Genomic DNA, 26,207 nt, shown 5'->3' on the forward strand with positions numbered 1-26,207 from the left:
GTGGTTCCCTCGCTGTTCAGGAAGTCGTCCACGCGGGTCCGCGTGGACGAGGTTCGACTGACAAACCGCTTCAGTTTCCGATCGCTTCCTGAATCGCCTTGTTGCCGCGTGCGACCGCATTGTCGAGCGCCTGCTGCGCAGTCTGCTGGCCGGCCAGCATCTTCTCGAACTCCTCATTCTCGATGTCGCGCACCTGCGGCAGGTTGACGAGGCGCACGCCCTTCGAGTTCTCGGTCGGCGCCTTGCCCAGCATCTGCAGGATCGGCGTCTCACGGCCCGGGTTCTTGTCATAGAAGCCGGACTTCTTGGTCGCCTCATAGGCAGCGAGCGTCACCGGCAGATAACCCGACTTCTGGTGCAGATACTCCTGCACTTCGGTCTTGGAGAGATAGGAGAAGAACGCCGCGACGCCCTTGTATTCCTCGTCCGATTTGTTGCCGAACACCCACAGGCTGGCGCCGCCCGGCGTGGTGTTCTGGGGCGCGCCCTTGGCGTCACTATCATAGGGAAGCTGGCCGATGCCGTAGTTCATGCCCGATTTGACGATGTCACCGAGCCCCCCCGACGATTCGGTGAAGATGCCGCATTCTCCGGCAAGAAAGATCTGCTTGGCTTCGGATGTACGGCCGCCATATTTGAAGGTGCCGTCCTTGGCCAGATCGGCGAGCGCCTGGAAATGATTGACGAAGATCGGCGCATTGATCTTGAGCTCGACGTCGGTTCCGGCAAGTCCGTTCTGGTTGGTGCCATAGGAAACGTCGTTCCAGGCCGCGAAGGCCTCAAGGTGGATCCAGGTCAACCAGGTCGAGGTATAGCCGCAGGAAGCGGCGCCGCTCGCGTTGATCTTCTTGGCGGCTTCCCACACCTCGTTCCAGGTCTTTGGCGGGTTGTTCACATCAAGCCCGGCCTTCTGGAAAATATCCTTGTTGTAGTAGAGGATGGGCGACGAGGAATTATAGGGGAAGGACAGCATGGTCCCGTCCGGCTTCGAATAGTAACCGACGATGCCGGGCAAATACTGGCTCTTGTCGAAGGTCACGCCGGCGCTGGTTAGCACATCGGCCACCGGTTTGATCGCACCTTCGGCTGCCATCATGACGCCGGTACCCACGTCGAACACCTGGATGATGTCGGGCGCTTGCCCCGCACGATAGGCAGCGATGCCGGCATTCAGCGTTTCGGGATAGGTGCCCTTGAAAACAGGGAGAATTTCATAGTCGCTCTGGCTGGCATTGAAATCCTTGGCGATCTTGTCGACCACCTCGGCATTCGCGCCGGTCATGGCATGCCACCAACTGATCTGGGTGGCGGCGAAGGCGGAGGTGGTGGAAAGCAGGGTCAAGGTGGCGGCAACACCGGCCGCAAAGCCGAACAACTTCATGTTTCATCTCCCGTTTGTCATTGGCGAAAGGGGCACTCCCGCAAAGGCAATATGTGTCGCTGATGACAATCGGACAACGGATTTGTTGCTGTTTCGTGAATTTCATACCCGGCTAACTTCGCGCCCCCTCGCTCTGCAACGAGGACAGAGACAAATGCCAAGCCGGCTCAGCGATACATGGGCGCGGTGGGCCTGCAAGGATCGCCGACCGCCCAGCGATGCGTGAAGGGCCCGCGTGACAGCGCCACGCACCTGCACCGTGCGGCCGCCATACCGGCGCTCGGCCAGATCGAGATCGGCCGAGCGGCATCGCGCCAGGCGCTGCTGTAACCGTGCGTCTGGAATGAGACAGGATCGCCGCAAGGTACAACCCGAAAAACCCGCTGTAGTTGTAGTTCGCATAACCGATTCTTCGTCAAGCGCGGCATACTAATCAAGTGGACGGCTTGATTGCTGTGGGAGAGCAGGTGGGGCGAGATGCTGACGGTCTATAATTGTATCGTGCATGAGCACGATCTGAGACTGGTCGCACTGGCAGCGCTCATTTGCGGTATTTCTTCCTTCTCGGCGGTCAACCTGCTTCGCCATGTCGACCGCTCGAGCGAGCGCAACCGCTATACCTGGCTGATGATAGCAGCCACTTCCACCGGCTTCGGTATCTGGGCGACGCACTTCATCGCAATGCTTGCCTTTTCTCCCGGAATCCCCAACGCCTACAATACGGAAATGTCGGCGCTTTCGCTCGCCGGTTCCGTCGCCCTGACCGCTGCGGGCATGTGGATCGCCACCTTGCGCCGGGGCATCGACTACCCTCTGGTCGGCGGCGCGGTCCTCGGCGCTGGTATCGCCGCCATGCACTATATCGGCATGGCCGCCTTCGAGGTCGAAGGGCGCATCGTCTGGAACCCGCTGCTGGTCGGCGTCTCGGTGCTGACAGGCGTCACCCTCGCCGCGCTGGCGCTGCTGGTCGTGTTGCGACGGCCGTCCATGCAGGCCACAATCGCCGCCGCCATCCTGTTGACGCTGGCGATCTGCAGCCTGCACTTCATCGCCATGGGCGCGGTGTCGATCTTCCCGGACTCCTCCATCGAGATATCGCAGTTCACGGTCGAACCGGTGTCGCAGGCCTTCGCCGCCGCTGCAGTCAGCATGGCTATCCTGGTGCTTTCAGCCGCAGCATTGTGGATCGACCTTCGCTTCCGGCGTCACAAGCTCGAGGCCGAGCGCATGCACGGCCTCGCCAACGCCGCCGTCGAGGGGCTGATCGTCTGCGACGGCGCCCGCATCGTCAGCGCCAATGACAGCATCGCGGCACTCACCGGCATTGCGCCGGAAGTGCTGAACGCGATGCTGCTTGGCGACCTCTTCGGCGAACGCACGGCGGCCGGCATGTCCGACTGCAGCGGACTGGCACAGGAAGCCGAACTCAGAGCCCATGACGGCGCCACCATCCCCGTCGAACTTATCGCCAGGAGCATCGACTATTGCGGCAAGCGGCACAGCGTTGTCGCCGTGCGCGACATCCGCGAACGCAGGAAGGCCGAGCAGGAGATCCTGCGCCTCGCCCATTTCGACCCGCTGACCGGGCTCCCCAACCGCCGCAGTTTCTCCGGCCGGCTCGAGGCCGAAATTGCCGCAATGGACCGCGGCGGCAAGGGCGGGCATCTTGCGCTGCTGCTGCTAGACCTCGACCGCTTCAAGGAAGTGAACGACCTGTTCGGGCACGGCGCCGGCGATGCCATGCTGCAGAAGGTGGCGCTATGCGCCTCCGCCGTGCTCCGCCACGGACAGATGCTGGCGCGTCTCGGCGGCGACGAGTTCGCCATCATCGCTCCGAACCTTCCCGATCCGCAGGCGGCCGGCCGCATCGCCGAGGCGGTGCTGGCGGCCATGCGCGAGGAAAACCGGCTGTCGGTCGGTGGCGGGCTGGTGTCGGCCAGCATCGGCATTGCACTTTATCCGCTCGACGCCGATGAGCCGACACTCCTGGTCAGCCACGCCGACACCGCGCTCTACCGCGCCAAGGCCGAGGGCAAGGACACCTACCGTTACTTCGAGGCCTCGATGGGCGCCGAGGCGCGAGACCGGCGCGTGATGGAGCACGAACTGCGCCAGGCGATGGCGCGCGATGAGTTTCGCCTCGTCTACCAGCCACAAAAGGAGATCAGCAGCGGGCGGATGGTAGGGTTCGAAGCGCTGATCCGCTGGCGCCATCCGCAGCGCGGCGACGTGTCGCCGGCGACCTTCATCCCGGTGGCCGAAGACAGCGGCGTCATCATCCAGATCGGCGAATGGGTGCTGGCGACGGCCTGCGCCGAGGCTGCGCGCTGGAAGAACCCTCTCACCGTCGCGGTCAATGTCTCGGCGGTGCAGCTCCACAATCCGAATTTCAGCCGCAAGGTGCATGAAGTCCTGCTCGGCTCCGGCCTGACGCCCGGCAGGCTCGAACTCGAGATCACCGAAACGGCGCTGGTCAAGGACATGCCGCGCGCGCTGGCGACCTTGCGCCAGGTGAAGGCGCTTGGCGTGCGTGTGGCGATGGACGATTTCGGCACCGGCTACTCCTCGCTGTCCAATCTCCGCGCCTTCCCCTTCGACAAGATCAAGATCGACGGCTCATTCATCAAATCAGTCGACAGCAACGGCCAGGTGGCAGCCATCGTGCGCGCCGTTCTGGGGCTTGGCCGCGGTCTCGGCCTGCCGGTTCTGGCCGAGGGCGTCGAGACGCTGGGCGAGCTGAAATTCCTCGACGCCGAGGCCTGCGAGATCGGCCAGGGCTACTATCTAGGCCGGCCCAGCCCGATCGAGGCGTTCAGCGAATTGACCGGCGTAGCGGCACCGGCGGCACAAGACGACGCCGGCGTCAAACAACGCGGCGGCAGCATCTTGATGCTGCCGCCGGCGGCGGCCCTGCGCTCAGCCTAGAGCAATTTCAGGAAAAGTGTGAAACGGTTTTCCGTCCGAAATTGCGTCGAAACAAAAAAGTTAGCGCGGGCCGTTTCGACGAAACGGTGAACCGCTCTAAGGGGCGAGTGCGGCCTCGACCAGGCGCTTGGCATCCGGTCCTGACCATTCGGCCGGTCCGTTCATATGCGCGATCAGGCAGCCTTCGCCATCGATCAGCATGGTGACGGGGAGGCCTAGCGCCAAGCCACGCGTCTTGACGTCGTTGAACAGCGCCAGCGTCGAATCGCGGTAGTAGCCGAGCGACCCGATGCCGATATCGGCGAGGAACTTCTTGGGCTTCACATCGTCGCCGGCATCGACATTGACCGCGACCACTTCGAAGGCATCGCTGCCCTTTTCCTTCTGCAAGGCGTCGAGCGCCGGCATTTCGGCGCGGCAGGGCGCGCACCACGTTGCCCACAGATTGAGCAGCACGGTCTTGCCGGCATGATCGGCGAGCGTCATCGGCTTGCCGTCGGGACCGTTGAAGGCGAGACTTTCCAGCGATTGCGGCGGATCGGCGGGCAGCAATGCCGCAACCTGGCCGGTGGCCGCGGCGGCAACTTTTTTGGCGCGGTCGCTCTTGGCGGCGCAGGCGATGTCGTCCTTGCTGTTGCCCGCGCCGGCCGCAGGTGCGCTGCCGGTGGCTGCGTTGTTGCCAGACCCGCTCTCGCTGACATATACCGCGACCGCGCCGGCCAGCACGCCCGCCAGCAAAGCGGCGAGGATCAGGCGCGGGGCCGGGAAGTATCTGTTACCGTCTGCCATTTTTCTAAGACTGCTCCGGAGCACGGGTTATAGCGATGAGCGACAAGAAGGCCAGCAACCAGATGTGGGGCGGACGTTTTGCCTCGGGTCCGGCCGCGATCATGGAAGCGATCAACGCATCGATTTCGTTCGACCGCAAACTCTATGCCCAAGACATAAGAGGTTCGGTCGCCCACAGCGAGATGTTGGCTGAAACGGGCATTATTTCGGCGGCCGATCAAGAAAAAATCGCTCACGGGCTGAACACGATCCTGAAAGAGATCGAGGCCGGCACGTTCGAGTTCTCGACCCGGCTGGAAGACATTCACATGAACGTCGAGGCCCGCCTTGCCGACCTGATCGGCCCGGCCGCCGGCCGCCTGCACACGGCGCGGTCACGCAACGACCAGGTGGCGGTGGATCTCCGGCTTTGGGTCAAGGACGAGTGCTTTCGCGTCGCCGAGGCGCTGAAGGGGCTGATCTCAGCCTTGCTCGACCGCGCCGAGGAGCATGCGGCGACCGTGATGCCCGGCTTCACCCACATGCAGGCGGCGCAGCCGGTGACCTTCGGCCATCATTGCATGGCCTATGTCGAGATGTTTTCGCGCGACCTGTCGCGGACCCGCGATGCCATCGAGCGGATGGATGAAAGCCCGCTCGGCGCGGCAGCGCTTGCCGGCACCAGTTTTCCGATCGACCGCCACAAGACCGCGAAGGCGCTCGGCTTTCGCGAGCCGATGCGCAATTCGCTCGACAGCGTCTCCGACCGCGATTTCGCGCTGGAGTTCTTGAGCCTGGCCGCGATCTGCGCCACGCATCTGTCACGGCTCGCCGAAGAAATCATCATCTGGTCGACGCCGCAATTCGGCTTTGTCAGGCTGTCGGATTCCTTCTCCACCGGCTCCTCGATCATGCCGCAGAAGAAGAACCCGGACGCCGCCGAACTGGTGCGCGGCAAGACCGGCCGCGTCACCGGCCATCTGGTCGGGCTGCTGACGGTGATGAAGGGCATGCCGCTGACCTACGGCAAGGACATGCAGGAAGACAAGGAATCGGTCTTCGACGCCGCCGAGACGCTCGATCTGATGCTGGCGGCGATGACCGGCATGGTGCGCGACATGACGGTCAATGCCGCCGCCATGAAGAAGGCCGCCGGCTCGGGCCACGCGACCGCGACCGACCTCGCCGACTGGCTGGTGCGCACGCTGGGCCTGCCCTTCCGTGAGGCACACCATGTCACCGGCCGCGCGGTGTCGGTGGCCGAAGAGAAGAAGGTGAGCCTTGAAAAGCTGTCGCTGGAAGATCTGCAGTCGATCAACCCCGGCATCACGGCAGACATCTTCTCGGTTCTGGCGGTGCAGAATTCGGTGAAGAGCCGCACCAGTTTCGGCGGCACGGCGCCGTCGGAGGTCAGGAAGCAGATCCGCAGCTGGAAAAAGCGCATCGCCAAGGCATGATGCCGGGGTGCAATGCGCCTAAAACTCGGTTAAAAGCGCAGCACATAAAGTTTCGGACGGATGGATCGATGACCGCAAGCAGGATTTTGGTGACGCTGACGCTGCTGACGGCGATGGCTGCCGTGACCGCTTGCGGCCGTAAGGCCGGTCTCGACACGCCCTATGAAGCGGCCGTCCAGGCCCGCAAGGACGCCGAGCGCGCCAAACAGCCGGTGCCGCCGGAGCCGGAAAAACCGGTCGTGGACAAGAAGTTCATCCTGGACCCGCTGATCTAGAGCCGATGAGACCGGCTTGGTCTTTCTGGCCAGGTCTCGTGCTCCAACTTCCGGAAACACTCTCGTGAACCATTTCGACTACCGCGACGGCGTGCTCCATGCCGAGGACGTGGCGATACCAGACATCGCCGCAAGCGTCGGCACGCCGTTCTATTGTTATTCGACGGCAACCTTGACGAGGCACTACCGGGTGTTCGCCGGGGCTTTTGCCGGTCTCGACACGCTGGTCTGTTACGCCTTGAAGGCGAATTCCAACCAGGCGGTGCTGCGGACGCTGGCAAAGCTCGGCGCCGGCGCCGATACCGTCTCGGAAGGCGAAATGCGCCGCGCGCTCGCCGCCGGAATCCCGGCCAGCAAGATCGTATTCTCGGGCGTCGGCAAGACCGCGCGCGAAATGGATTTTGCGCTCGAGGCCGGCATTCTCTGCTTCAATGTCGAATCCGAGCCGGAGCTGGAGTTGCTGTCGGCCCGCGCCACCGCGCTCGGCAAGGTGGCGCCGGTCTCGCTGCGCATCAACCCGGATGTCGACGCCAGGACGCACAGGAAGATCTCCACCGGCAAGGCCGAGAACAAGTTCGGCATTCCATGGCAACGGGCGCGCCAGGTCTATGCCCGCGCGGCCGGGCTGCCGGGCACCAAGCCCATCGGCATCGATACCCATATCGGCAGCCAGATCACCGAGTTGCAGCCCTTTGACGATGCTTTCGCGCTTCTGGCGGAACTGGTCGGCGCGCTGCGCGCCGATGGCCACGCCGTCGAGCATGTCGATCTCGGCGGCGGCCTCGGCATCCCCTACCGCACCGACAACAGCCCGCCGCCTTTGCCCGATGCCTATGCCGAGATCGTCAGGAAGCATCTGACAAAGCTTGGAGTGAAGGTGATGTTCGAGCCGGGCCGGCTGATCGTCGGCAATGCCGGCATCCTGGTCTCGGAAGTGATCTTCGTGAAGGAAGGCGACGCCAAGAACTTCCTCGTCGTCGACGCCGCCATGAACGATCTGATCCGGCCGACGCTCTACGATGCCTTCCACGACATCAAGCCGGTGGTGCAGCCACCGGCCGACACGCCGCGCATGGCGGTCGACGTCGTCGGCCCGGTCTGCGAGACCGGCGACTATCTCGGCCTCGACCGTGACCTGCCCCGGCTCAAGTCTGGCGACCTCATTGCCGTCACCACCGCCGGCGCCTATGGCGCGGTGCAATCCGGCACCTACAACACCCGCCTTCTGGTGTCCGAGGTTCTGGTCGACGGCGACCGTTTCCATGTCGTACGCCGGCGCCAGACCTATGACGAGCTGATCGGCCTGGATTCGGTGCCCGACTGGCTTGCATAGGAGCTGCCACGCCGGCTGCGCTACAGCCGGTTCTGGACGAGCATCCTTGTGTCGGCGATCCTGTCCTCGTCGCGGCGGTAGAACGTCCATTGCTTGATGCGCTTGGGACGCAGCAGGCCGGCCTGGGTAAGCACGCGCATATGTTCGGAGAGCGTCGCCTGTGTAATGCCGAGCTTCTCCGCGATCAGCAGCGCGCAAACGCCGTCCTCGACCAGATCGCCATCTGCCTGGGCCGGGAAATGCGCCTGCGGATCCTTCAGCCAGTCGAGGATCTGCAGCCTGCGTTCGTTGGCGATTGCCTTGAAGACTTCAACCTCTTGCATTTAGCCATTTTGCCAAGTTACTAATTGCTGTCAATCCCAAGGAGATGGTCATGACGAACGGCAACACCGTCACGCGCGAACGCATCGCCGCGATGGAACCGCGCATCCGCCCCTATATCAGGCACACGCCGGTGCTGCGCGTCGACATGGCCGATTTCGACCGGCCGCCGCAGGCGGTCGACCTCAAGCTCGAATGCCTGCAGCATTCCGGCTCGTTCAAGGCGCGCGGCGCCTTCACCAATCTGCTCGAACGGCCGGTGCCTGCGGCCGGCGTGGTTGCGGCTTCGGGCGGCAATCATGGTGCTGCGGTAGCCTATGCCGCCATGCGGCTTGGCCACAAGGCGACGATCTTCGTTCCCGAAGTCAGCCCACCGGCCAAGCTGCAGCGCATCCGCGGCTACGGCGCCGAACTGATCGTCGGCGGCGCCCGCTATGCCGAGGCGCTGGCCGCCAGCGAGGCTTTTGCCGAAAAAACCGGCGCGCTGCAGATCCATGCCTTCAACCAGGAGGAAACATTGGTCGGCCAAGGCACGCTCGGCCTCGAAATCGAAAACGCTCTGCCCGACATCGACACGCTGCTGGTCGCTGTCGGCGGCGGCGGCCTGATCGGCGGCATCGCCGCCTGGTTTGCCGGCCGCATCAGGATCATCGCCATCGAGCCCGAAGGCGCGCCGACGCTGCATCGCGCCTTCGAGGCCGGCCACCCCGTCGATGCGCCGGCCGAAGGCGTTGCCGCCGATTCGCTGGCGCCCAAACGCGTCGGCGAGATGATGTTCCCGATCGCCGAGGCCTTCGTCGAGCGCTCCATCCTGGTCACCGACGACGCCATCATCGCCGCGCAAAAGGCCCTGTGGGAGCGGGTGCGGATCATCGCCGAGCCGGGCGGCGCAGCGGCCTTTGCGGCTCTCTTGTCCGGCCGCTACACACCGGCGCCGGGCGAGCGGATCGCCGTCCTTGTCTGCGGCTCGAATACCGATCCGGCGAAATTCTAAACCTTGCTTCGACTGAGTGGGACGCAAACCCGCCAAAGCTTTTCAAGTTTTCCGGAACCGCCTCGCCTTTGCCGTGTTTGCTGGTAAACTTCTGCTTGTTGAGTCCGGGCTATCCCGCCCGGGCAGGAAGGGCCAATGACGGAACGCCCCATTTCCAGTGGCGATCGCAGCCTGGCTGGGCGGCTTGCCCTGAGCCGGCTGGCGACACGGGTCTCGATGACCGTCGAGCGCGGCTGGCCGCTGCTTCTGCCGCTGCTCATTGTCGCCAGCCTGTTTCTCAGCCTCTCCTGGCTCGGCCTTTTCCCCCGGCTGCCTGACATTGCGCGTATTATCCTGGTCACGGCGTTCGGTATTGCCACGCTGGCGGCGCTCTATCCGCTGCGTTTCTTCAAGCTTCCATCCGCCGCTGAAATCGACCGCCGTATCGAGGCCGCCAACCAGCTGCAGCACAGCCCGGTGCTGGTGCAGACCGACCGTCCCAGCGGCAAGGAAAGCATCTTTTCCCAGGCGTTGTGGCGCGAACACCAAAAGCGCATGGCCGACAAGCTCGGCAGCCTTGGCGCCGACCTGCCGCGTACCCGCGTGCCGGAGCGCGATCCGTGGGCATTGCGTGCCGTGGCGGCGCTGCTGTTGGTCACCGCTTTTGCCTTCTCCTTCGGACCGTCCGGCGGCAGGCTGTCCGATGGTTTCAGTGCCCATGCGGCGCGCGACATCGTACCGCCGCGCATCGATGCCTGGGTGACCCCGCCGGCCTATACCGGCAAGCCGCCCATCTTCTTGACCGCGCCAGTCATCGATGGCAACGCCAAGCAGGCGGTTGCCACCTTCACCGTGCCGCAAGGCAGCGACGTCTCGCTGCGCGTGACCGGCGGCTCCGGCGAGGAAACGCTAAGCTTTGCCGACAAGGGCGGCAATGCTCGCGCCATCGACCCGTCGGGACCACAGGTGGCGGCCGTCAAGGCAGCGGCGGTCAACCCCGCGACCCCCAAGCTGCGCCAGTTCACCGGCAAGCTGACCGCCGACGGGACGCTGACGCTGAAGTCGGGCGAAGCCGATCTCGGTCGCTGGGCCTTCGCGGTGATCCCCGACAAGCCGCCGACGATCCGCTTCGTCGGCGAGCCCAAGCGCGCCGTCAACGGCGCCTTCGAGCTCAACTACCAGATCGACGACGACTATGGCGCGGCCACCGCCAAGGCGGTTTTCGCGCTGGCCGATCCGGCGGCGCCCGATGCGCATCCGCTCTACGGTCCGCCTGACCTGCCGCTGGCGCTGCCGCGCCGCGGCGGCAAGGCGAACGCCGCCAAGACCACCAAGGACCTCACCGAGCACGTCTGGGCCGGCGCCAGCATCAAGCTGTCGCTTGTCGCCACCGACGATGCCGGACACACCGCGACCAGCGAAACCAAGACTATTGTGATGCCGGAGCGGCCCTTCGCCAACCCGCTGGCGCGGGCGGTGGTCGAGCAGCGCCGCCTGCTGGCGCTCGACGCCAATGCCAAGCCGCGCGTGCTCGACCTGATGGACGCCATCACGTTGCGGCCCGAGGACACGTTCGACAACATGTCGCATTACCTCGCCATCATGAGCGCCCGCAGCCGGCTGAAGATGTCGGACAGCGACGATCAGTTGCGCAACGAGGTTGCCTATCTCTGGGAAATCGCGCTCGGCATCGAGGAAGGCAATCTCTCGTCCGCCGAAAAGCGGCTCCACCAGGCCCAGCAGGCGCTGCAGGACGCCATCAAGCGCGGCGCCAGCGACGAAGAGATCGAAAAGGCGATGAAGGAACTGCGCGAGGCGATGAACGAATTCCTGCAGGAATTCGCCGAGCGCGCCAAGCAGAACCCGAACGCGCCGCAGATGCAGCAGAATGGTCGCGAGCTGCGTCAGAGTGATATCGACCGCATGATGGACCAGATCGAGAACCTGGCGAAGTCGGGCGACCGCGACAAGGCGCAGGAGCTGCTGTCGCAGCTGGAAAACATGATGAACAACCTGCAGGCCGGCCGTCAGCAGCAGGGCGGCGAGCAGGACAGCGAGATGCGCCAGCAGATGGACAAGCTGGGCGAGATCATGCGCCGCCAGCAGGAGATGATGAACGACACCTACCGCATGGACCAGATGCAGCGCGGAGATAATCAGCAGCCCGGCGAAGGCAATGGCGACGACCCGGACCAGCCGGGCGTCGGCAAGGATCGCGATCCTCTCGCCCGGCCGAAGTCGATGACACCGCAGGAATTCGCCGATGCGATGAAGCAGTTGCAGGAAGGCCAGGGCCAGTTGCAGAGCGAACTCGACAAGCTGAAGAAGGGCCTGGAAGGCATGGGCATGCAACCCAATGAGGGGTTTGGCGACGCTGGCAAATCCATGGGCAATGCCGAAAAGTCGCTTGGCGAAGGCGAAGGCGACCAGGCAGTCGGCCACCAGGGTCGCGCGCTGGAAGCGCTGCGCAAGGGCGCCAAGGAGATGATGAAGCAGCTGCAGGCGATGCAGGGCGACCAGGGCGGCAGCCAGGAAGGCGGCCGCCAACAGGACGCCGGCCGCGATCCGCTGGGCCGACCGCGCGCCAGCCGCGGACCCGATTTCGGCGATTCGGTGAAGGTGCCCGACGAGATCGACGTGCAGCGCGCCCGCCAGATTCTCGAGGCGATTCGCAAGCGGCTCGGCAACGCGCTCAGCCCCGACATCGAGCGCAGCTACCTCGAGCGGCTGCTGGAGCTGAAGTAGCCTCCAAGGCAACATCCGTCGAACTGAATGGTATCAGCGCCATGCCGAAACTCGGTGCCGTCACGCCCATCCTGCGCATCTTCGACATCGCCAAGGCACGCGAATTCTATGTCGACTTTCTCGGCTTCAAGGTCGAGTTCGAGCACCGCTTCGACCACAATGCGCCGCTCTACATGGGTGTAATCCGCGACGGCTGTGTCCTGCATCTGAGCGAACATCATGGCGACGGCGCGCCGGGTATAGCCATGCGCATCAAGGTCGAGGACATCGCGGCATTGCACCGCGAACTGATCGGCAAGAGATACCGCTACGCCCGGCCGGGCCTCGAAACCACGTCGTGGCAGACCCGTGAAGTGTCGGTCGGCGACCCCTTCGGCAATCGCCTGCATTTCTACGAGGATGCAACAGACTAAGCCGGCCGGTTGACGAACGCCTCGCGGATCGCCTCCTGCATGCCGTCGATAGCTTCGCCTGAGGCATTTGGGCTGCGGTGCATCACCACATTCGAGGAATCGATATGGCCGAACCCGTCAGCGGCGGTGAGTTCACGACAGCCATCCGGAATATTGCTGTGCGAGATCGGCGCGATCGCCAGGCCAGAGGTGACGGCGAGCTTCAGGCCGCCGGTGGTGTCGCTGGTATAGGCGACACGGTAGGCCAGCCCACGCTGCTCCAGCGATTTGATGGCGAAGTCCTTGCACCAGCCGGCTCTGTTGTAGAGCGCGATCGGCACCGGCCGCTCCTCATGCATGTGATGCAGGCTCGATGTCACCCACACTGTCGGATCGTGCATCAGCACCTCGCCGCCGGAAGGATCCTGCCATTCGAACACCACGGCGAGGTCGAGTTCACCGGCGGCTAGCGCCGCCAGCTGGGCGCCGGAATGTGCATAGCGCACGGTGACCTCGACCTTGGTGTGACGCTTCGAGAAGGCGCCGAGCGCGCGCGACAGGATGGCGTGACCATATTCCTCGGGAATGCCGATGCGCACCGGCCCGCCAAGCGGTGCCGCCGCCATCGATGCCGCCGTCTCGTCGAGCAGCGAGACGATGCGGCGGGCATTGACGATCAGCTCGCCGCCACGGCGCGTCAGCGCCACGCCGCGCGAGCCGCGTTCGAACAGGCTGTCGCCGACCAGCTCCTCGAGCTTCTTCATCTGCATCGACACCGCCGACTGGGTGCGCCCGGCCTGCTCCGCCGCCCGGGTGAAATTGCCCGCTTCGGCAATGGCGACGAAGGTGCGCAGGAGATCGCTGTCGAGAGTCGGCCGCATCGAATCCGTCATAAGCAAATTTGATCTCTGGTATCATTCCAATTCGTTTGCAACATGTCAAACGCCGCAGCATAGTCCGCTCACCCATTGGATATGCCGCCGCGAAACCGGCTGCGGACCAATCAAAGAGTCCTCACTCATACCCGCTGCCCAAAACGGTGGCGGGTTCTTTTTACCCCATGGCCGGGCGGCTGCGGGCAGTTAAGGCAAGGGCCGGCAGAACAATATGCGCAACCGGATCGTTCTCGGCATCATCAGCCTGTGCCTTGGCGTGCTGGTGTTCTCGCTCCAGGACCCGCTGGTCAAGGCGGTGTCAGCCGGCTATCCCGTGACCGAGGTGATGTGGATCCGCTCGATCGTCGCTTTGCCGATCCTGGTCGTTCTCGTTCGCGCCGATGTCGGCCTGCGGGCCATCGCCTCGAAGCGGTTCGGCCTGCTGACGATACGCGCCTTCATCCAGTTCTCCTCCTATACGGTCTACTATCTGGCGATCGCTGCCTTGCCGCTCGCCGACGCGGTGGCGCTCTATTTCATGGCGCCCCTGTTCATCATGGCGATAGCCGGGCCCTATCTCGGCGAGCGGGTATCCTGGCAGGCTCTCGCCACCGTGCTGATCGGCATGCTGGGCGTGGTCGTGATGCTGCGCCCGGGCGCCGGCCTGTTCGACTGGGCGGCGCTGCTTTCGTTGGGCTCGGCTTTGCTCTACGGCTTTTCACAGCTGATGGCGCGCAAGATCGGCGACACCGAATCCTCCACCGTCATGGCCTTCTACCAGAACGGCGCCTATCTGGTCGGCGCCGCTGCGGTTGCCGGCACATTCTGGCTTGCCGGCATAACCCATGCTGTCCACCCCAGCCTCGAATTCCTGGTGCGGCCGTGGGTCTGGCCGACGACCCCGGATTTCCTCAAGATGGCGGCCTGCGGCTTCGTCGCTTCGGCCGGCATGATTCTGCTGTCGCAGGCCTACAGGCTGGCGCCCGCCAACCGCGTCGCCACCTTCGAATACACCGGGATTATCTGGTCGCCGCTGTGGGGCTTCCTGTTCTTCGACGAGGTGCCGCGCTCGACCACCGCCATCGGTGCGGCGCTGATCATCGGCGCCGGTCTGCTGGCGCTCAACACCGAACGGCGCCGGAGCGCTGCGCCTGTCCTCGCCGCGTCTCAGGATGCCGCCTGAAGCGTGTCAGGCGAAGCAGGCGAGCGCCTGGTCGACCCGCGAGCGGATTTCGGCCAGCGTGAAAGGCTTTTGCACGACGTCGATAATGATGCCGTTCAATTCCTCGGCGCGCTCGCGCTGGTCGGCATAGCCGGTCATCAGCAGGATCTTCATGTCAGGGAAAAGCCTGGCTGCGGCGATCGCCATCTCGATGCCATCCATTTCCGGCATGCGGATATCGGAGACGACGAGGTCGTAACCGCCGCCTGCAGCACTGACCATCGCCAGCCCCTGCGCGCCGTCGGCGGCGATATCGATCGAGTGCCCGGCGCGTTCGAGCGCGCGGGCGGCGAGGGTGCGGACGGACTCATCGTCCTCGACGATCAGAAGCTTTGCCATGGGCCGGAATTTGGCGGGCAAAAGTTGACTTTTTCTGAAAATTTGAAGCGTCGGGCCCTTTTCTCAGGCATCGCCTTTGACCACACCGACAAACGGCAGTTCGCGAAAAGCGTGAGCGACGTCCATGCCGTAGCCGACGACGAAGTAATCGGGACAGTCGAAGCCGACATAGTCGGCGTTCAGCTCCGTCTGGCGGCGCATGCGCTTGTCCAACAGCACCGCGATGGCGCAGCTTTTGGCGCCGCGCGACAGCATCAGGTTGCGGGTGAAGGAGAGCGTCTTGCCCGACTCCAGGATATCGTCGATCAGCAGCACGTCGCGGCCGGCGACCTCATTGTCGATGTCGCGCAGCACCCTCACCTCGCCGCTGGTGGTGCCGGCGCCATAGCTGGAAATGAAGATGAACTCGACCTCCGGCGACAGCCCGACATCGTGCATGGCGCGGATCAGATCGGCGGCGAAGATGAACGAGCCCTTCAGCACCGAAATCACCAGCAGGTCGTGATAGTCGTGCTCGGCGATCTCCTTGGCGAGTTCGAGATTGCGCCGCGCGATCGCGGACGCCGAAAACAGGACCTCGATGTCCTTGCCGCGCACAACTGGCATCAACAACCTTTCCAGAGAACCGACTAGCCGGCGAAGGTGACCGCCACGGCCTTGACGCCGTTTCTAGGCACATCGAGGCGGCTGGAAAAGCCGAATCTTTCGCCGGGCGCCAGAGAACGGTTGGATGTCCCCAGAGTATAACGGGTGATGCGGCTGTCATTGCCGGTGACACGTATCTCCAGCGGCGGCAATTGTCCCGCCTTCAAACCGTCATTGACGGCCTCGCCATCCACGAACAGCACCGGGGCGGGTCCTGAGGCGTCGACACGCGACGTGACGCCGGCAATGCTGAGTACGGCGCCCTCCGGCTGTTCGACTGACCAGAACGGCGTCTGGCGCACCAGCGCGTGGCCACCCGAGACCCAGAAGGCGGCAAGCGCCGCACCGATGCCGGCAATCCAGAAGATCGGCCCGCCACGCGATGCCGGCCGCCCGGCTGACGCATCTGATTTGCGCAGCATCTCCATGCCTTCCATCGACGGCGTCGCGATGTCGCGCGCCGGCGTCGGCATGGCTTCTATCAGTGGGATCAGCTGCGGCAGCACCTCATAATCCGCATCGACGATGTCGGTCGCCACAGGCCGCGATTCCGGTGCGACACTTGTCCCGGTCATGATTTCGCCGGAAACCGGGCGCGCGGTTCGTTGCTCAGCCATCATGGCCCCGCTGTTGCCTCTTCGTTTCTTTTGCGTAAATGGAAATGGTTAACGCTTCCCCACCGGAACCCTTGTGACGCACTCAAAAACAGCGAAAATTAACCGACGGTTAACCATGGCGGCCGATGGTCGTTGGACAGAAAGGGCTGGCACGCCGCCGCCACACACCTCAGGTCGTCGCACGTGATCCGCTTCGAAAATGTCGGCCTCCGCTATGGCATGGGTCCGGAAATCCTCCGCGACATCTCCCTGCACATTCCGGAGAGCTCCTTCCAGTTCCTGAGCGGGCCCTCCGGCGCCGGCAAGACGACGCTGCTGCGCCTTCTGTTCATGTCGCTGAAGCCGACACGCGGGCTGATCACCATCTTCGGCAAGGACCGCTCGCGCATCTCGCGCGCTGAACTGCCGCATCTCAGGCGCCGCATCGGCGTGGTGTTCCAGGATTTCCGCCTGCTCGACCACATGACCACCTATGAGAATGTCGCTCTGCCGCTGCGCGTGCGCGGCCGCGAGGAAGCGAGCTACCGCACCGACGTCACCGAACTTTTGAAATGGGTTGGCCTGGGCGAGCGCATGCATGTGCTGCCGCCGGTCCTTTCGGGTGGCGAAAAGCAGCGCGCGGCAATCGCCCGGGCCTTGATCGAACAGCCCGAAATCCTGCTTGCCGACGAGCCGACCGGCAATGTCGACCCGCCGCTGGCGCGCCGGTTGCTCAGGCTGTTCATTGAGCTCAACCGGCTCGGCACCGCGGTGGTGATCGCCACTCACGATCTCGGCCTGATGGAGCAGGTCGACGCGCGCCGCATGATCCTGGCCGGCGGAAGGCTGGATATTTATGACTGAGCTATCGGCCGAACAGCTGCATGAAGACGCCGCCGAGCCCGCGACGACGACGCAGCGCGTCCACCGCCGCATGGCGCCGATCGTGCCGGCGCAGAATATTGCCGGCCGCGCCTTGGTGCTGGTCATCGCCATCATGACCTTCCTGTCCTGCCTGACTTTCGGCGCCGTCACGCTGGTGCGCGACACTGCCTCGGTCTGGGAAAACCAGATCTCGCGCGAGGCGACGATTCAGATCAAACCGGTCGACGGCCTCGACATGGAGGCAGCCCTTGCCCAGGCCTCGCAGATCGTCGGCGAATTCCCCGGCGTGAAGGAAACCCGGATCATCGATCGCGACGCCACCGCGCGTCTGTTGGAGCCATGGCTGGGCTCGGGCCTGAATATCGACGAATTGCCGGTGCCGCGCCTGATCATCGTCACCATCGACGAGACCAGTCCGCCCGACTTTAGCGCCATCCGTGCGGCACTCACGCCCAAGCTGCCGAGTGCTTCGCTCGACGATCACCGTACATGGGTCGACCGGCTGGTCGCCATGGCCCGCACCACGGTCACCATCGGCATCGCCGTGCTGGTCCTGATGCTGTCGGCGACGGTGCTGACCGTAGTGTTTGCGACGCGCGGCGCTATGGCGGGTAACGGCCATATCATCGAAGTGCTGCATTTCGTCGGCGCCGAGGCGCGCTTCATCGCGCGCGAATTCCGCTGGCATTTCCTGGTCACCGGCATGAAGGGCGCGGCCACCGGCGGCGCAGCCGCGATCCTGGTTTTCATCGTCTTTTCCTGGTGGTCGTCGCGCAACATGGCAACGCCGCAGGCCGACCAGGCCACCGCTTTGTTCGGCAATTTCGCCATCGGATCGGCAGGCTATCTCGGCGTCGGCCTGATGGTGCTGGTGATCGGCGGACTGACGGCGGCGACCTCGCACGCCACCGTCGTCGCCTATCTCAGCGACATCGATGTCCGCCAGCCGGATGCGGGGTGAACCGTGAGGGCAGAAGCGAAAACAGTTCGGGGGCAAGGACAGGAATGGAAGGGACGATCACGGATCGAAAACCGACGTAACGCAATGTGCGCTTTTTTCCTTACCAAAAAGGCATTTCAGGATTAACCATAGGATGATGAACGCGCGGGAGTCGACCGGAACGGCTGGACAGATGCCAGTGGTGCGTTTGCGTGTGCGTACCGGGCTGGGCCGTTTGCGCACCGCCCTGCGTCTCGCCTCCCTCTGTCTACTGCTGCTGGTGGCCCTGTTTGCCGGTGGCTTCGGCTGGTTCGCCAGCAAGGTCAGCCACATGACGACCCCGACCAACCCAGCCAAGGCCGATGCGATCATCGTCTTGACCGGCGGTCAGGCCCGCCTCGACGCAGCACTCGATCTGCTTGCCTCCGGCAAGGGCGAGCGGCTGCTGATCTCAGGCGTGCATCCCTCTGCCAGCCGCCGCCAATTGCAGGCTGCTACCGGCGGCGACAAGGCGCTGTTTTCCTGCTGTGTCGACATCGACCGCGCCGCGCTCGACACGATCGGCAATGCCGAGGAAAGCGCTAAATGGGTGGAGAGCCACGCCTATGGCAGCGTCATCCTCGTCACCAACAATTACCACATGCCGCGCAGCCTGCTCGAGATGGGCCGCCTGCTGCATGGCGCCAGGCTTGAACCCTATCCGGTGGTCAACACCAATCTGGACAATGGCGACTGGCTGACCAAGCCGGAAGCGCTACGCGTGCTTCTGACCGAATACAGCAAATACCTGCTGGCGCTTGCGCGCGGCGTCGTCCCGGTCCGCCAGACTGCCGACAGCGTCGCACTGGCCGAGGTTTCGACCGCCAAGGACTAAAGCAATTCCAGGAAAAGTGTGTAGCGGTTTCCCCGGGAAAAGCACGTACGCTTTCCCTTGGGAATTGCGTCCAGACAGACGACTCTGACGGCGCTCGATTACCCCTTGGCCGTGCCGTCTTCCGCGCCACGCAGCCGCGCAATCTCCTGTTCGAGGCTTTCAATCCGCTTGTCGCGTTCGGCGAGTGCGGCCGCGACATCGGCGGCCTCGAATCGCTGCGGAATGTGTTGCGGGCAATTGGCATCCCAGGCCGAGACGGTGAACAAGATGACCTGCTCGGGGCGCGCCTTGTAGTCCTGCGGCATCAGCCTTGCCAGAAGCTCGGCATCGTCCTCGACGACGCGCGCCGTGCCCCAGATCTTGACGCGCTGGCGATGCGCATAGTCGATCAGGAACAGGAATGCCTGGTTGTTGTCGGCGAGATTCCCCTGCGTGATGAACTGCCTGTTCCCGGAGAAATCGGCAAAGCCGATGGTCTTCTCGTCCAGCACCTTGAGGAAGCCGGCTGGCCCGCCGCGATGCTGGATGTAGGGCTGACCCTCGCCATTTGCCGTCGACAGGAAGACGCTGGTCTGCGCCGCGATGAAGTCGGCGAGGTCGGGCGTCATATGGGCGCGCCATCCGCCGCGCTCCTCGGCGCTGGCATAGCCCTTGCGCGAACCTTTGCGGGTCTGGATCGCCTTGACCGTCGGCGTGAAGGCGACATCGCTGGTGAAAGTGTGAGCATTCATGGAAGCCTCCGCGAGGCCGAAACACGGCCATTGTACGCGAAGAGGTAGATCCTTCCATGTTTTGGATGTAGATGGCATAGTTGCAAGCTATCCTTCCAATTTCCGGAAGAAAGTATGGATCGTCTCGAAGCCATGTCGCTGTTCGTCGCCGCGGTGGAAGCGGGCAGCCTTTCCGCTGCCGGCCGCCATTTCGGCATTCCACTGGCAACGGTCAGCCGCAAGGTTTCCGACCTCGAAAAGCACCTTCAGGCGCGCCTGCTGAACCGTTCGACCCGGCAGCTCACGCTGACCGATGCCGGCCAGGCCTATCTCGCCGCCTGCCGCCGCATCCTCGGCGAGGTCGGCGAAGCCGAACGCACCGCTGCCGGCGAATACAGCACGCCGACCGGCGACCTGTTCATCACCGCGCCGGTCGTTTTTGGTCGCCTGCACGTGCTGCCTGTCGTCACCGAATTCCTGGCGGCTTATCCTCAAGTCAACATTCGCCTGACGCTGGCTGACCGGATAACCCAACTGGCGGAGGAACATCTCGACCTTGCCATCCGCATCGGCGAGCTTGCGCCTTCGAGCCTCATTGCCATCCGCGTCGGCGCGATCCGTCGCGTCGTGTGCGCCAGCCCCGCCTATATCGCCGCGCATGGCATGCCGCGGACGCCGGACGATCTGGCCGCGCATGAATGCATCAGTTTCGAAGGGCCTGCAGCGCTCGCCAGCTGGAGCTTTGCCGGCGACAAGGGCGAACTGATCGTGCCGATCCACTCACGGCTGCGCGTCAACACGGCGGAAGCTGCAATCGATGCCGCGATTGCAGGCGCCGGGATGACGCGGGTGCTCTCCTACCAGATCGCGGACGCAGTACGTTCCGGCGTGCTCGTCCCGGTCTTGCGACCCTTCGAGCCGCAGCCGTGGCCGGTGAGCCTCGTCCATGCCGGCCAAGGCCTGCTGGCGGTGAAACTAAGGGCGTTCCTCGATTTCGCCGCTCCGCGGCTGAAGCAGCGGCTGTTGCAGGCGACGTGGTGAGTTGAGACTGGCTTGAGTCAGTGGCGAGCCGGCCTATGTCAGGCCATTGCGGCGTTTCCTTTTTGCCCGCGCTTGGTGTAACCAACGCACACCTCCTCAACGGGCCCTTCCCCGCATGCTCTATATCCGCTCGCTGGCGTTCAACTTCGTCTTCTATGTCAATCTGATCGTCCAGATGGTCCTCTGGACCCCTTACTACTTCCTCTCGCCACGCCATCGCGCCTGGTTCGTGCCGAAATTCTGGTCGCGCACCAGCCTGTGGCTCTACGACAAGATCGCCGGCACCAGGAGCGACATCACCGGCGTCGAGAACCTGCCGGAGGGCTCTTTCATCCTGGCGCCGAAACACCAGTCGTTTTGGGACGCGATCGCTTTCTTTCCCTTCCTCCACGATCCGCTTTATATCCTGAAGCGCGAGCTGACCTGGATCCCCTTCTTCGGCTGGTACATCCTGAAGATGCGGATGATCCCGGTTCACCGCGGCAGCCGCTCCAAGGCGTTGAAGCAGGTCGTTGCATCGACAAAGCAGGAGATGGGGCGCAATCCGCGCCAGCTGATTATCTACCCCGAAGGCACGCGCCGAGCGCCAGGCGACGAGCCGGCTTACAAATACGGCATTGTCGAGCTCTATACGCAGCTTGGCGTCCCGGTGGTACCGGTCGCCCATGTCGCCGGCCTCTATTGGCCTCGCCGCAAATTTTTGCGCTTTCCCGGCACCATCAAGGCCCGCTTCCTGCCGCCGATCCCGCCCGGGCTCGGCAAGGACGAATTCATGGACCGGCTGATCGGCGATACGGAAGCCGCCTGCGACCAGCTGCTGATCGAGGCATCGCAGGCTCCTAACCCGCCGCAAATGCCGCCGACGGCGGTCAAGCGGCTGGCCGAACTCGCCGCGGCCGCCAAAGCAATTCCAGGAAAAGTGTGAGCGGTTTTTTCCGTCCTGAATCGCGCCAAAACAAAAAAGACCAAAGCTTGATCTCTTCTGCGGGCCGGCTCAAGGCCACGCCGCCAGCGCCGTGGTCAGCACCAGCGTCGCCGCGAAGGCCAGATTGATGATCCGCGACGTCAGCGGCTGGCGCAGGGTGCGGGCGAAGGCCGCGCCGGCCAGCAGCCACAGCACATGGATGGCTACGATCATCAGGGTGAGAACCGCCAGCCTGGCCGGGATGCCGAGAGCTGCGGTCGCGGAGCCAGCAAGGACCGCAGCAATCGCCAGATAGGCTTTCGGGTTGGCAACGGCGAGCAGGAAGCCGCCGAGGAAGGTCGGCAGAACCGCGCTGCTGTCACGCGCGGCCAGCGGCGGCGCTGTCGCTATTCTGTAGGCGAGGTAGAGAATATAGGCGGCTGAAGCGACCGCCAGCACTGGCGCTACGCCCGGCATCGAGGTGAGGATAGCCTTGATGCCGGTGGCCACGACCAGCAGCACCGCGACCGTGCCTAAAATGATCCCCGATGTGTAGTGAAGCGAATTGCGCAGGCCGAAGGCGGCCCCTATCGCCGTGACGCTGATCGTCGCCGGGCCAGGACTGCCCATGACGACGGTTGCCGCCAGCACCAGCGCCAGCAATTGCTGCCAGGGCTGCGCCTGCGAAAGAATGTCTGCGGCCATGCTGCCTCTTCTCCACAATAATGGAGAACAGTGTGGCAAGGCGGACAGCCGTCGTCTTGAACGATCGTGCCGAACCTGCGCGGCTAGGCGCTGGCCTTGTCCAGCGCCACGAGATCCTCCGCGCTGAGCTTCAGCGATGCGGCGCGCACCAGGCTGTCGACCTGGTCCAGCGTCGTGGCGCTGGCGATCGGCGCAGTGATGCCGGGCTGCGCCATCACCCATGCGAGTGCTACTTCCGCCTGCTTGGCCGAATGGCGCGCCGCCACAGTGTCGAGTGCGGCCAGAATGCGCATGCCGCGCGCATTGAGATAAGCCTTCACGCCGCCGCCGCGTTCACTTTTGCCGAGATCGGCCTCGCTACGGTATTTGCCGCTCAAAAACCCCTTGGCGAGACTGAAATAGGTGATGACGCCGATATCCTCGGCCACGCACACATCATGCAGCGGCCCGTCGAAGGATGAGCGATCGTAGAGATTGTATTCCGGCTGCAGCACGCTGTAGCGCGGCAGCCCGCGCAGGCTGGCAACATCGAGCGCGGCGCGCAGCTGGCCGGCGTCGAGATTCGAGGCGCCGATATGGCGGACCTTGCCGGCAGCGAGCAGCTTCTGGTAGGCGCCGAGCGTCTCTTCATAAGGCGTGGTCGGGTCCGGCCAGTGCGACAAATAGAGGTCGATGACATCGGTCTGCAGTCGCTTGAGCGACGCCTCGACTGCCCTTTCGATATGGGCAGCGGACAGATCCTTCTTGCCTTGTCCCATATCCGAGCCGACTTTGGTGATGACGATGATCTTGTCACGGTTGCCGCGGCTTTTCATCCATTTGCCGATGATGGTCTCGGACTCGCCGCCCGCGTGGCCGGGCACCCAGCGCGAATAGGCATCGGCCGTATCGATAGCGTTGAGGCCGGCGCCGCCGAACCGGTCGAGCAGGTCGAAGGAGGTCTTCTCGTCCGCGGTCCAGCCGAAGACATTGCCGCCCAGGACCAGCGGCGCGATGGAAAGGTCGGTTTGACCGAGACGGCGTTTTTGCAAGACGGGGCTCCGTGGGCTGGCGGCGGGCGACCCGAATGCTTCGGGCCGCAGCTAAGCTAGGTCTCGCCGCGCCGAGGTCAAAGGCCTCAGCCAATTTTCCAGCGGGCCAGCGCTTCACAAAGGCGCGAGCGCTTCGCCTGCAGGCTCGCCGTGGTCCACTGGCTCACGAGGCGATCCGCTTCGCCACCTCTTCCAGCCAGTGGTCGCTGATACCCAGCGCCGCGAGATGCTGCAGCGTGTTGAGCACATAGTCCTCGTTGTTTCCGGACTGGCCGACGGCGCCACGGATAACACCTGCCGCATGCGCGGGGTCGAGCCCGCCGGCATACTGCTCATGCTGGCGGTCGACGATATAGGCAACCGCTTTCACTCTCTCTCCCGCGGCCGCCCCATTCCCGTCGAGGCTGATATCGAGCACACGCTCGAGGTAGACGCTGGTCACCAATTCGCGCTCGCGCAGATAGGTCAGCACCTCATCGCGCAGCTCGCCGGGCACGCGAAAGGCCAGCCCGATGCAGGAGCCGCCACGGTCGAGGCCTAGCACCAGGCCCGGCCGCTGGCGCGTGCCGCGATGCACGAAGGAATAGACGCAGAGCGACCGGCGGTAGCCGTAAAGCCGCGCGCGCCGTGTCTCGACATGGGCGAATCCCGGTCGCCAGATCAGCGAGCCGTAGCCAAAAACCCAAAAATCGCCCATATCGCCAAGCCTGATTGTACGAGAGTGACGCCGCCGCATCGGAATCGGTGCTCTTCTGTTCTTTTTGCTTTTGCGTAAGCCACAGTCCACCCGCAACACGCCCGCGTTAATGAAAGCCGCAGCATGACGTCAAGTGACGAGCGTCCGTCGAAGTTTCGCCGCCGGCTGATGTGGCTCGCTGCCTTGCTCGTTATGCTGTTCGGCGTCTACAGCGCAGTCTGGTTCTATGTCGCCGGTCGCGTCAGCAGCGAAGCCGACAAGGCGGTGGCCTCGCTCAAGGACAAAGGCATCGAGGCCGGCTGCGCCAACCTCACCGTCAGCGGCTACCCCCTGAGTTTTGCCATCTCCTGTGACAATCTGGCTTACGAGGACGACGCCAGGAACGTTGCCGCCTCGGCAGGCAGCTTCAACTTCGTTGCAGAGCTCATCCGGCCTTTGTCGCCTGCCGCCGAGTTGCGTGGGCCGCTGCGCACCTCGGTGCCGGGGATGGCGCCGCTATGGATCGACTGGGACAATCTGCAGGCCAATGCCAAGCTCTTCTGGCCCCTGCCCCGGAGCATTTCGCTGCAGGCGGAGAGCTTGTCCGGCCAGACGGATCCGGCCGACGACACTGATCCGGTTTCACTGTTCAGCGCCGGAACCGCGGCGGGCGAGTTGCGGCCCGACGGCCAGGACATCGGCTACGTCGGCAGCTTCACCGATCTTGAGATCGACGCCGACGCGATCGGCGGGCGCGTGCTGCCGCCGCTCGACGGCAGCGGCGACGCGACGCTGAAGAACGGCGTCGCGCTGATGAAGACGCAGGCCAGGAGCCTGCGCGGCCAGGCGGCCGACATCCACAAGCTCGATCTGTCGTCGGGAACCGCGCGCATCACCGTCTCCGGCCCGGTGTCGGTCGACGCCAACGGCCTGGTCAATGCCGACCTGACGATCAAGCTGCAGGATCCCAAAGCCGTGGCGGCAATCCTCGCCACCGCAATCCCCGAGCAGAAGAGCCAGATCGAGCAAGGCTTTGCCGGTCTGGCGCTGCTCGGCAACGAACCGTCGATGCCGCTCAAGGTGGTGAAGGGCAAGGTCTCGCTCGGCTTCATTCCGCTGGGCAAGATCAAGCCGCTCGATTAGAGCAATTCCAAGAAAAGTGTGAGCGGTTTTCCGTCCGGAATTCCGTTAAAACAAAGAGATAGAGCATGATCGCAAAGAGCGGGAACGGCTTTTGGGGAGAGATCATGCTCGAGCAAGCCGACGCATGAACCGACCGGTGAAACTGCTGAGCGTTGGCGCGCTGACGCTGGATACCATCCTGCGCGTCGAAACCCTGCCCACGCATCAGGGCAAGTTCATCGCCTCGGACGGCATCCAGATCGCCTCGGGCATGGCGACAAGTGCTGCCTGCGCCGCCCGCCGTCTCGGCGCCGAGGTGTTCCTGTGGGCAAGTGCAGGTGACGATGCCGTCGGCGACCAATTGCTGGCCGGCATCGAGGCCGAGGGCGTCGATTGCGGCTTTGTCCGCCGCGTCGAAGGCGCCCGCTCGGCGCTGGCCGCGATCCTGGTCGACGCTCATGGCGAGCGCATCATCGTGCCCTTCTACGACCCAAAGGCGCAGGCCGACCCCGAGGCGGTGCCTGTCGCCGATCTTTCCGGCTTCGATGCCGTGCTGGTCGATGTGCGCTGGCCGGGCGCCGCCGCTCTTGCCTTGACCGCCGCGCGCGACGCCGGTTGCCCGGCAATCCTCGACGCCGACACGGCGCCGCTGGAGGTGCTGGAGCATCTGTTGCCGCTGGCGTCGCACATCGTCGCTTCGGAGACGGCTGCACGCATTGTCTGCGGCCACGCGCTGGATCCCGAAACCGCCTGCGCCGACCTCGCCAGCCGCACAGACGCCTTCGTGGCAGTGACCGGCGGCGCCTCGGGAAGCTGGTGGCATGACCGGTCCGCCGGATGCGTGCGCCACATCGCGGCGCCGAAGGTCAAGGCGGTCGACACGCTGGCCGCCGGCGACGTTTTCCACGGCGCCTTTGCCGTTGGACTTGCTGAGGCCATGTCGGTCGAGCACGCGTTGCGCTTTGCCAGCGCGGCGGCCGCGCTCAAATGCCAGCGCTTCGGCGGCCGGCTGGGCGCGCCGGACCGGGCCGAGACAATGGCCATGGTCGCGGCGACCTGGCCCGTCTGAAAC

26 protein-coding genes are annotated in these 26,207 nt (G+C 64.2%); 15 read left to right on the forward strand and 11 right to left on the reverse strand.

The features are described from left to right. Positions 1-70 precede the first annotated feature (70 nt). Positions 71-1,381 (reverse strand): sn-glycerol-3-phosphate ABC transporter substrate-binding protein UgpB, encoded by a 1,311-nt coding sequence (gene ugpB / locus NKI15_RS12820; RefSeq protein ID WP_023750544.1) that lies wholly within the window; start codon positions 1,379-1,381, stop codon positions 71-73. Positions 1,382-1,858: 477 nt separating this feature from the next. Here ugpB and NKI15_RS12825 point away from each other — a divergent pair, with 477 nt between their 5' ends. Beyond that, complete coding sequence (locus NKI15_RS12825) at positions 1,859-4,306, forward strand: bifunctional diguanylate cyclase/phosphodiesterase (protein ID WP_352514761.1); 2,448 nt, start codon at positions 1,859-1,861, stop codon at positions 4,304-4,306. A gap of 96 nt (positions 4,307-4,402) precedes the next feature. Here NKI15_RS12825 and tlpA read toward each other — a convergent pair whose 3' ends face one another. Then, the gene (gene tlpA, locus NKI15_RS12830; RefSeq protein ID WP_352514762.1) at positions 4,403-5,095 is read right to left on the reverse strand and encodes a thiol:disulfide interchange protein TlpA; all 693 of its coding nucleotides are present in this window, start codon (positions 5,093-5,095) and stop codon (positions 4,403-4,405) included. A gap of 35 nt (positions 5,096-5,130) precedes the next feature. Here tlpA and argH point away from each other — a divergent pair, with 35 nt between their 5' ends. The 3 genes from argH to lysA all read left to right on the forward strand — a co-directional run bounded on the left by argH (position 5,131) and on the right by lysA (position 8,139). Beyond that, on the forward strand, positions 5,131-6,531 hold the full coding sequence (gene argH / locus NKI15_RS12835; RefSeq protein WP_352886189.1) for an argininosuccinate lyase: 1,401 nt from the start codon (positions 5,131-5,133) through the stop codon (positions 6,529-6,531). 68 nt (positions 6,532-6,599) lie between these two features. Continuing rightward, the gene (locus tag NKI15_RS12840; RefSeq protein ID WP_023673325.1) at positions 6,600-6,806 is read left to right on the forward strand and encodes a hypothetical protein; all 207 of its coding nucleotides are present in this window, start codon (positions 6,600-6,602) and stop codon (positions 6,804-6,806) included. 64 nt (positions 6,807-6,870) lie between these two features. After that, positions 6,871-8,139, forward strand: coding sequence for a diaminopimelate decarboxylase (gene lysA / locus NKI15_RS12845; protein ID WP_023832510.1), 1,269 nt, complete (start codon positions 6,871-6,873; stop codon positions 8,137-8,139). A 20-nt stretch (positions 8,140-8,159) separates the two neighbouring features. On the opposite strand, the gene NKI15_RS12850 is transcribed toward lysA, so the two are convergent. After that, positions 8,160-8,462, reverse strand: coding sequence for an ArsR/SmtB family transcription factor (locus tag NKI15_RS12850; protein ID WP_352514764.1), 303 nt, complete (start codon positions 8,460-8,462; stop codon positions 8,160-8,162). Positions 8,463-8,512: 50 nt separating this feature from the next. On the opposite strand from NKI15_RS12850, the gene NKI15_RS12855 reads away from it, so the two are divergent. From NKI15_RS12855 to NKI15_RS12865, 3 genes are all read left to right on the forward strand, one after another. Then, positions 8,513-9,454, forward strand: coding sequence for a threonine/serine dehydratase (locus tag NKI15_RS12855; protein WP_352514765.1), 942 nt, complete (start codon positions 8,513-8,515; stop codon positions 9,452-9,454). A 135-nt stretch (positions 9,455-9,589) separates the two neighbouring features. After that, positions 9,590-12,178 carry a TIGR02302 family protein gene (locus NKI15_RS12860; RefSeq protein WP_352886190.1) on the forward strand — a complete coding sequence of 863 codons (2,589 nt, stop codon included), beginning with the start codon at positions 9,590-9,592 and terminating at the stop codon, positions 12,176-12,178. A 41-nt stretch (positions 12,179-12,219) separates the two neighbouring features. Next, a complete protein-coding gene (locus NKI15_RS12865) occupies positions 12,220-12,591 on the forward strand; it encodes a glyoxalase superfamily protein (protein WP_352514766.1) in 372 nt (123 codons plus the stop codon). Here the strand turns inward: NKI15_RS12865 and NKI15_RS12870 are convergent. Next, on the reverse strand, positions 12,588-13,451 hold the full coding sequence (locus NKI15_RS12870; RefSeq protein WP_023701399.1) for a LysR family transcriptional regulator: 864 nt from the start codon (positions 13,449-13,451) through the stop codon (positions 12,588-12,590). The two genes, NKI15_RS12865 and NKI15_RS12870, sit on opposite strands and share 4 nt — an antisense overlap. Positions 13,452-13,677: 226 nt before the next feature. On the opposite strand from NKI15_RS12870, the gene NKI15_RS12875 reads away from it, so the two are divergent. Next, positions 13,678-14,628: a DMT family transporter gene (locus NKI15_RS12875; protein ID WP_023686707.1), complete on the forward strand. Its 951-nt coding sequence runs from the start codon at positions 13,678-13,680 to the stop codon at positions 14,626-14,628. Between the two features lie 6 nt (positions 14,629-14,634). Here NKI15_RS12875 and NKI15_RS12880 read toward each other — a convergent pair whose 3' ends face one another. From NKI15_RS12880 to NKI15_RS12890, 3 genes are all read right to left on the reverse strand, one after another. Then, on the reverse strand, positions 14,635-15,006 hold the full coding sequence (locus tag NKI15_RS12880) for a response regulator (protein ID WP_023673316.1): 372 nt from the start codon (positions 15,004-15,006) through the stop codon (positions 14,635-14,637). A gap of 63 nt (positions 15,007-15,069) precedes the next feature. Beyond that, positions 15,070-15,612: a hypoxanthine phosphoribosyltransferase gene (gene hpt, locus NKI15_RS12885; protein WP_023673315.1), complete on the reverse strand. Its 543-nt coding sequence runs from the start codon at positions 15,610-15,612 to the stop codon at positions 15,070-15,072. Positions 15,613-15,635: 23 nt separating this feature from the next. Continuing rightward, positions 15,636-16,271, reverse strand: a complete 636-nt coding sequence (locus NKI15_RS12890; RefSeq protein ID WP_023685343.1) for a hypothetical protein — start codon at positions 16,269-16,271, stop codon at positions 15,636-15,638. Positions 16,272-16,451: 180 nt separating this feature from the next. Between NKI15_RS12890 and ftsE the strand changes: the two genes are divergently transcribed. The 3 genes from ftsE (at position 16,452) to NKI15_RS12905 (ending at position 18,946) form a co-directional block, all read left to right on the forward strand. Beyond that, positions 16,452-17,111, forward strand: a complete 660-nt coding sequence (gene ftsE / locus NKI15_RS12895; RefSeq protein WP_023685344.1) for a cell division ATP-binding protein FtsE — start codon at positions 16,452-16,454, stop codon at positions 17,109-17,111. After that, positions 17,104-18,093, forward strand: coding sequence for a cell division protein FtsX (locus tag NKI15_RS12900; RefSeq protein ID WP_352886191.1), 990 nt, complete (start codon positions 17,104-17,106; stop codon positions 18,091-18,093). Before ftsE ends, NKI15_RS12900 begins: the two co-directional genes overlap by 8 nt. 133 nt (positions 18,094-18,226) lie before the next feature. Further along, positions 18,227-18,946, forward strand: a complete 720-nt coding sequence (locus NKI15_RS12905) for a YdcF family protein (protein WP_023673311.1) — start codon at positions 18,227-18,229, stop codon at positions 18,944-18,946. Positions 18,947-19,044: 98 nt separating this feature from the next. On the opposite strand, the gene NKI15_RS12910 is transcribed toward NKI15_RS12905, so the two are convergent. Then, positions 19,045-19,677: a pyridoxamine 5'-phosphate oxidase family protein gene (locus NKI15_RS12910; RefSeq protein ID WP_023673310.1), complete on the reverse strand. Its 633-nt coding sequence runs from the start codon at positions 19,675-19,677 to the stop codon at positions 19,045-19,047. A gap of 114 nt (positions 19,678-19,791) precedes the next feature. On the opposite strand from NKI15_RS12910, the gene NKI15_RS12915 reads away from it, so the two are divergent. Further along, entirely contained in the window at positions 19,792-20,697 is a 906-nt protein-coding gene (locus NKI15_RS12915; RefSeq protein ID WP_023685345.1) for a LysR family transcriptional regulator, read from the forward strand. A gap of 115 nt (positions 20,698-20,812) precedes the next feature. Beyond that, on the forward strand, positions 20,813-21,622 hold the full coding sequence (locus tag NKI15_RS12920) for a lysophospholipid acyltransferase family protein (RefSeq protein ID WP_023673308.1): 810 nt from the start codon (positions 20,813-20,815) through the stop codon (positions 21,620-21,622). Between the two features lie 69 nt (positions 21,623-21,691). Here the strand turns inward: NKI15_RS12920 and NKI15_RS12925 are convergent, their stop codons facing one another. The 3 genes from NKI15_RS12925 to NKI15_RS12935 all read right to left on the reverse strand — a co-directional run bounded on the left by NKI15_RS12925 (position 21,692) and on the right by NKI15_RS12935 (position 24,034). After that, entirely contained in the window at positions 21,692-22,306 is a 615-nt protein-coding gene (locus NKI15_RS12925) for a LysE family translocator (RefSeq protein ID WP_023685346.1), read from the reverse strand. Positions 22,307-22,389: 83 nt separating this feature from the next. Continuing rightward, positions 22,390-23,337 carry an aldo/keto reductase gene (locus NKI15_RS12930; protein ID WP_023685347.1) on the reverse strand — a complete coding sequence of 316 codons (948 nt, stop codon included), beginning with the start codon at positions 23,335-23,337 and terminating at the stop codon, positions 22,390-22,392. Positions 23,338-23,500: 163 nt separating this feature from the next. Next, entirely contained in the window at positions 23,501-24,034 is a 534-nt protein-coding gene (locus NKI15_RS12935) for a gamma-glutamylcyclotransferase (RefSeq protein ID WP_023673305.1), read from the reverse strand. A gap of 123 nt (positions 24,035-24,157) precedes the next feature. Between NKI15_RS12935 and NKI15_RS12940 the strand changes: the two genes are divergently transcribed. Both NKI15_RS12940 and NKI15_RS12945 read left to right on the forward strand, forming a co-directional pair. Next, positions 24,158-25,156 carry a DUF2125 domain-containing protein gene (locus NKI15_RS12940; RefSeq protein WP_023685348.1) on the forward strand — a complete coding sequence of 333 codons (999 nt, stop codon included), beginning with the start codon at positions 24,158-24,160 and terminating at the stop codon, positions 25,154-25,156. 124 nt (positions 25,157-25,280) lie between these two features. Continuing rightward, positions 25,281-26,204, forward strand: a complete 924-nt coding sequence (locus NKI15_RS12945; protein WP_023685349.1) for a sugar kinase — start codon at positions 25,281-25,283, stop codon at positions 26,202-26,204. The last annotated feature ends 3 nt before the right edge of the window (positions 26,205-26,207 follow it).

Origin of the sequence: Mesorhizobium sp. M0862, assembly GCF_040319795.1 — a bacterium.
In the GTDB taxonomy this organism is placed as follows: Bacteria; Pseudomonadota; Alphaproteobacteria; order Rhizobiales; family Rhizobiaceae; genus Mesorhizobium.

Excerpts from the sequence above, each read along its gene's own strand:
- ugpB (WP_023750544.1), bottom strand. The coding sequence starts at position 1,381 with ATGAAGTTGTTCGGCTTTGCGGCCGGTGTTGCCGCCACCTTGACCCTG.
- NKI15_RS12825 (WP_352514761.1), top strand. The coding sequence starts at position 1,859 with ATGCTGACGGTCTATAATTGTATCGTGCATGAGCACGATCTGAGACTG.
- argH (WP_352886189.1), top strand. The coding sequence starts at position 5,131 with ATGAGCGACAAGAAGGCCAGCAACCAGATGTGGGGCGGACGTTTTGCC.
- NKI15_RS12890 (WP_023685343.1), bottom strand. The coding sequence starts at position 16,271 with ATGATGGCTGAGCAACGAACCGCGCGCCCGGTTTCCGGCGAAATCATG.
- NKI15_RS12870 (WP_023701399.1), bottom strand. The coding sequence starts at position 13,451 with ATGCGGCCGACTCTCGACAGCGATCTCCTGCGCACCTTCGTCGCCATT.
- NKI15_RS12910 (WP_023673310.1), bottom strand. The coding sequence starts at position 19,677 with ATGAATGCTCACACTTTCACCAGCGATGTCGCCTTCACGCCGACGGTC.
- NKI15_RS12915 (WP_023685345.1), top strand. The coding sequence starts at position 19,792 with ATGGATCGTCTCGAAGCCATGTCGCTGTTCGTCGCCGCGGTGGAAGCG.
- NKI15_RS12880 (WP_023673316.1), bottom strand. The coding sequence starts at position 15,006 with ATGGCAAAGCTTCTGATCGTCGAGGACGATGAGTCCGTCCGCACCCTC.
- NKI15_RS12940 (WP_023685348.1), top strand. The coding sequence starts at position 24,158 with ATGACGTCAAGTGACGAGCGTCCGTCGAAGTTTCGCCGCCGGCTGATG.
- NKI15_RS12945 (WP_023685349.1), top strand. The coding sequence starts at position 25,281 with ATGAACCGACCGGTGAAACTGCTGAGCGTTGGCGCGCTGACGCTGGAT.
- NKI15_RS12855 (WP_352514765.1), top strand. The coding sequence starts at position 8,513 with ATGACGAACGGCAACACCGTCACGCGCGAACGCATCGCCGCGATGGAA.
- NKI15_RS12850 (WP_352514764.1), bottom strand. The coding sequence starts at position 8,462 with ATGCAAGAGGTTGAAGTCTTCAAGGCAATCGCCAACGAACGCAGGCTG.
- tlpA (WP_352514762.1), bottom strand. The coding sequence starts at position 5,095 with ATGGCAGACGGTAACAGATACTTCCCGGCCCCGCGCCTGATCCTCGCC.
- NKI15_RS12875 (WP_023686707.1), top strand. The coding sequence starts at position 13,678 with ATGCGCAACCGGATCGTTCTCGGCATCATCAGCCTGTGCCTTGGCGTG.
- NKI15_RS12865 (WP_352514766.1), top strand. The coding sequence starts at position 12,220 with ATGCCGAAACTCGGTGCCGTCACGCCCATCCTGCGCATCTTCGACATC.
- NKI15_RS12900 (WP_352886191.1), top strand. The coding sequence starts at position 17,104 with ATGACTGAGCTATCGGCCGAACAGCTGCATGAAGACGCCGCCGAGCCC.
- NKI15_RS12935 (WP_023673305.1), bottom strand. The coding sequence starts at position 24,034 with ATGGGCGATTTTTGGGTTTTTGGCTACGGCTCGCTGATCTGGCGACCG.
- NKI15_RS12840 (WP_023673325.1), top strand. The coding sequence starts at position 6,600 with ATGACCGCAAGCAGGATTTTGGTGACGCTGACGCTGCTGACGGCGATG.
- NKI15_RS12905 (WP_023673311.1), top strand. The coding sequence starts at position 18,227 with ATGATGAACGCGCGGGAGTCGACCGGAACGGCTGGACAGATGCCAGTG.
- NKI15_RS12860 (WP_352886190.1), top strand. The coding sequence starts at position 9,590 with ATGACGGAACGCCCCATTTCCAGTGGCGATCGCAGCCTGGCTGGGCGG.
- NKI15_RS12920 (WP_023673308.1), top strand. The coding sequence starts at position 20,813 with ATGCTCTATATCCGCTCGCTGGCGTTCAACTTCGTCTTCTATGTCAAT.
- NKI15_RS12925 (WP_023685346.1), bottom strand. The coding sequence starts at position 22,306 with ATGGCCGCAGACATTCTTTCGCAGGCGCAGCCCTGGCAGCAATTGCTG.
- hpt (WP_023673315.1), bottom strand. The coding sequence starts at position 15,612 with ATGCCAGTTGTGCGCGGCAAGGACATCGAGGTCCTGTTTTCGGCGTCC.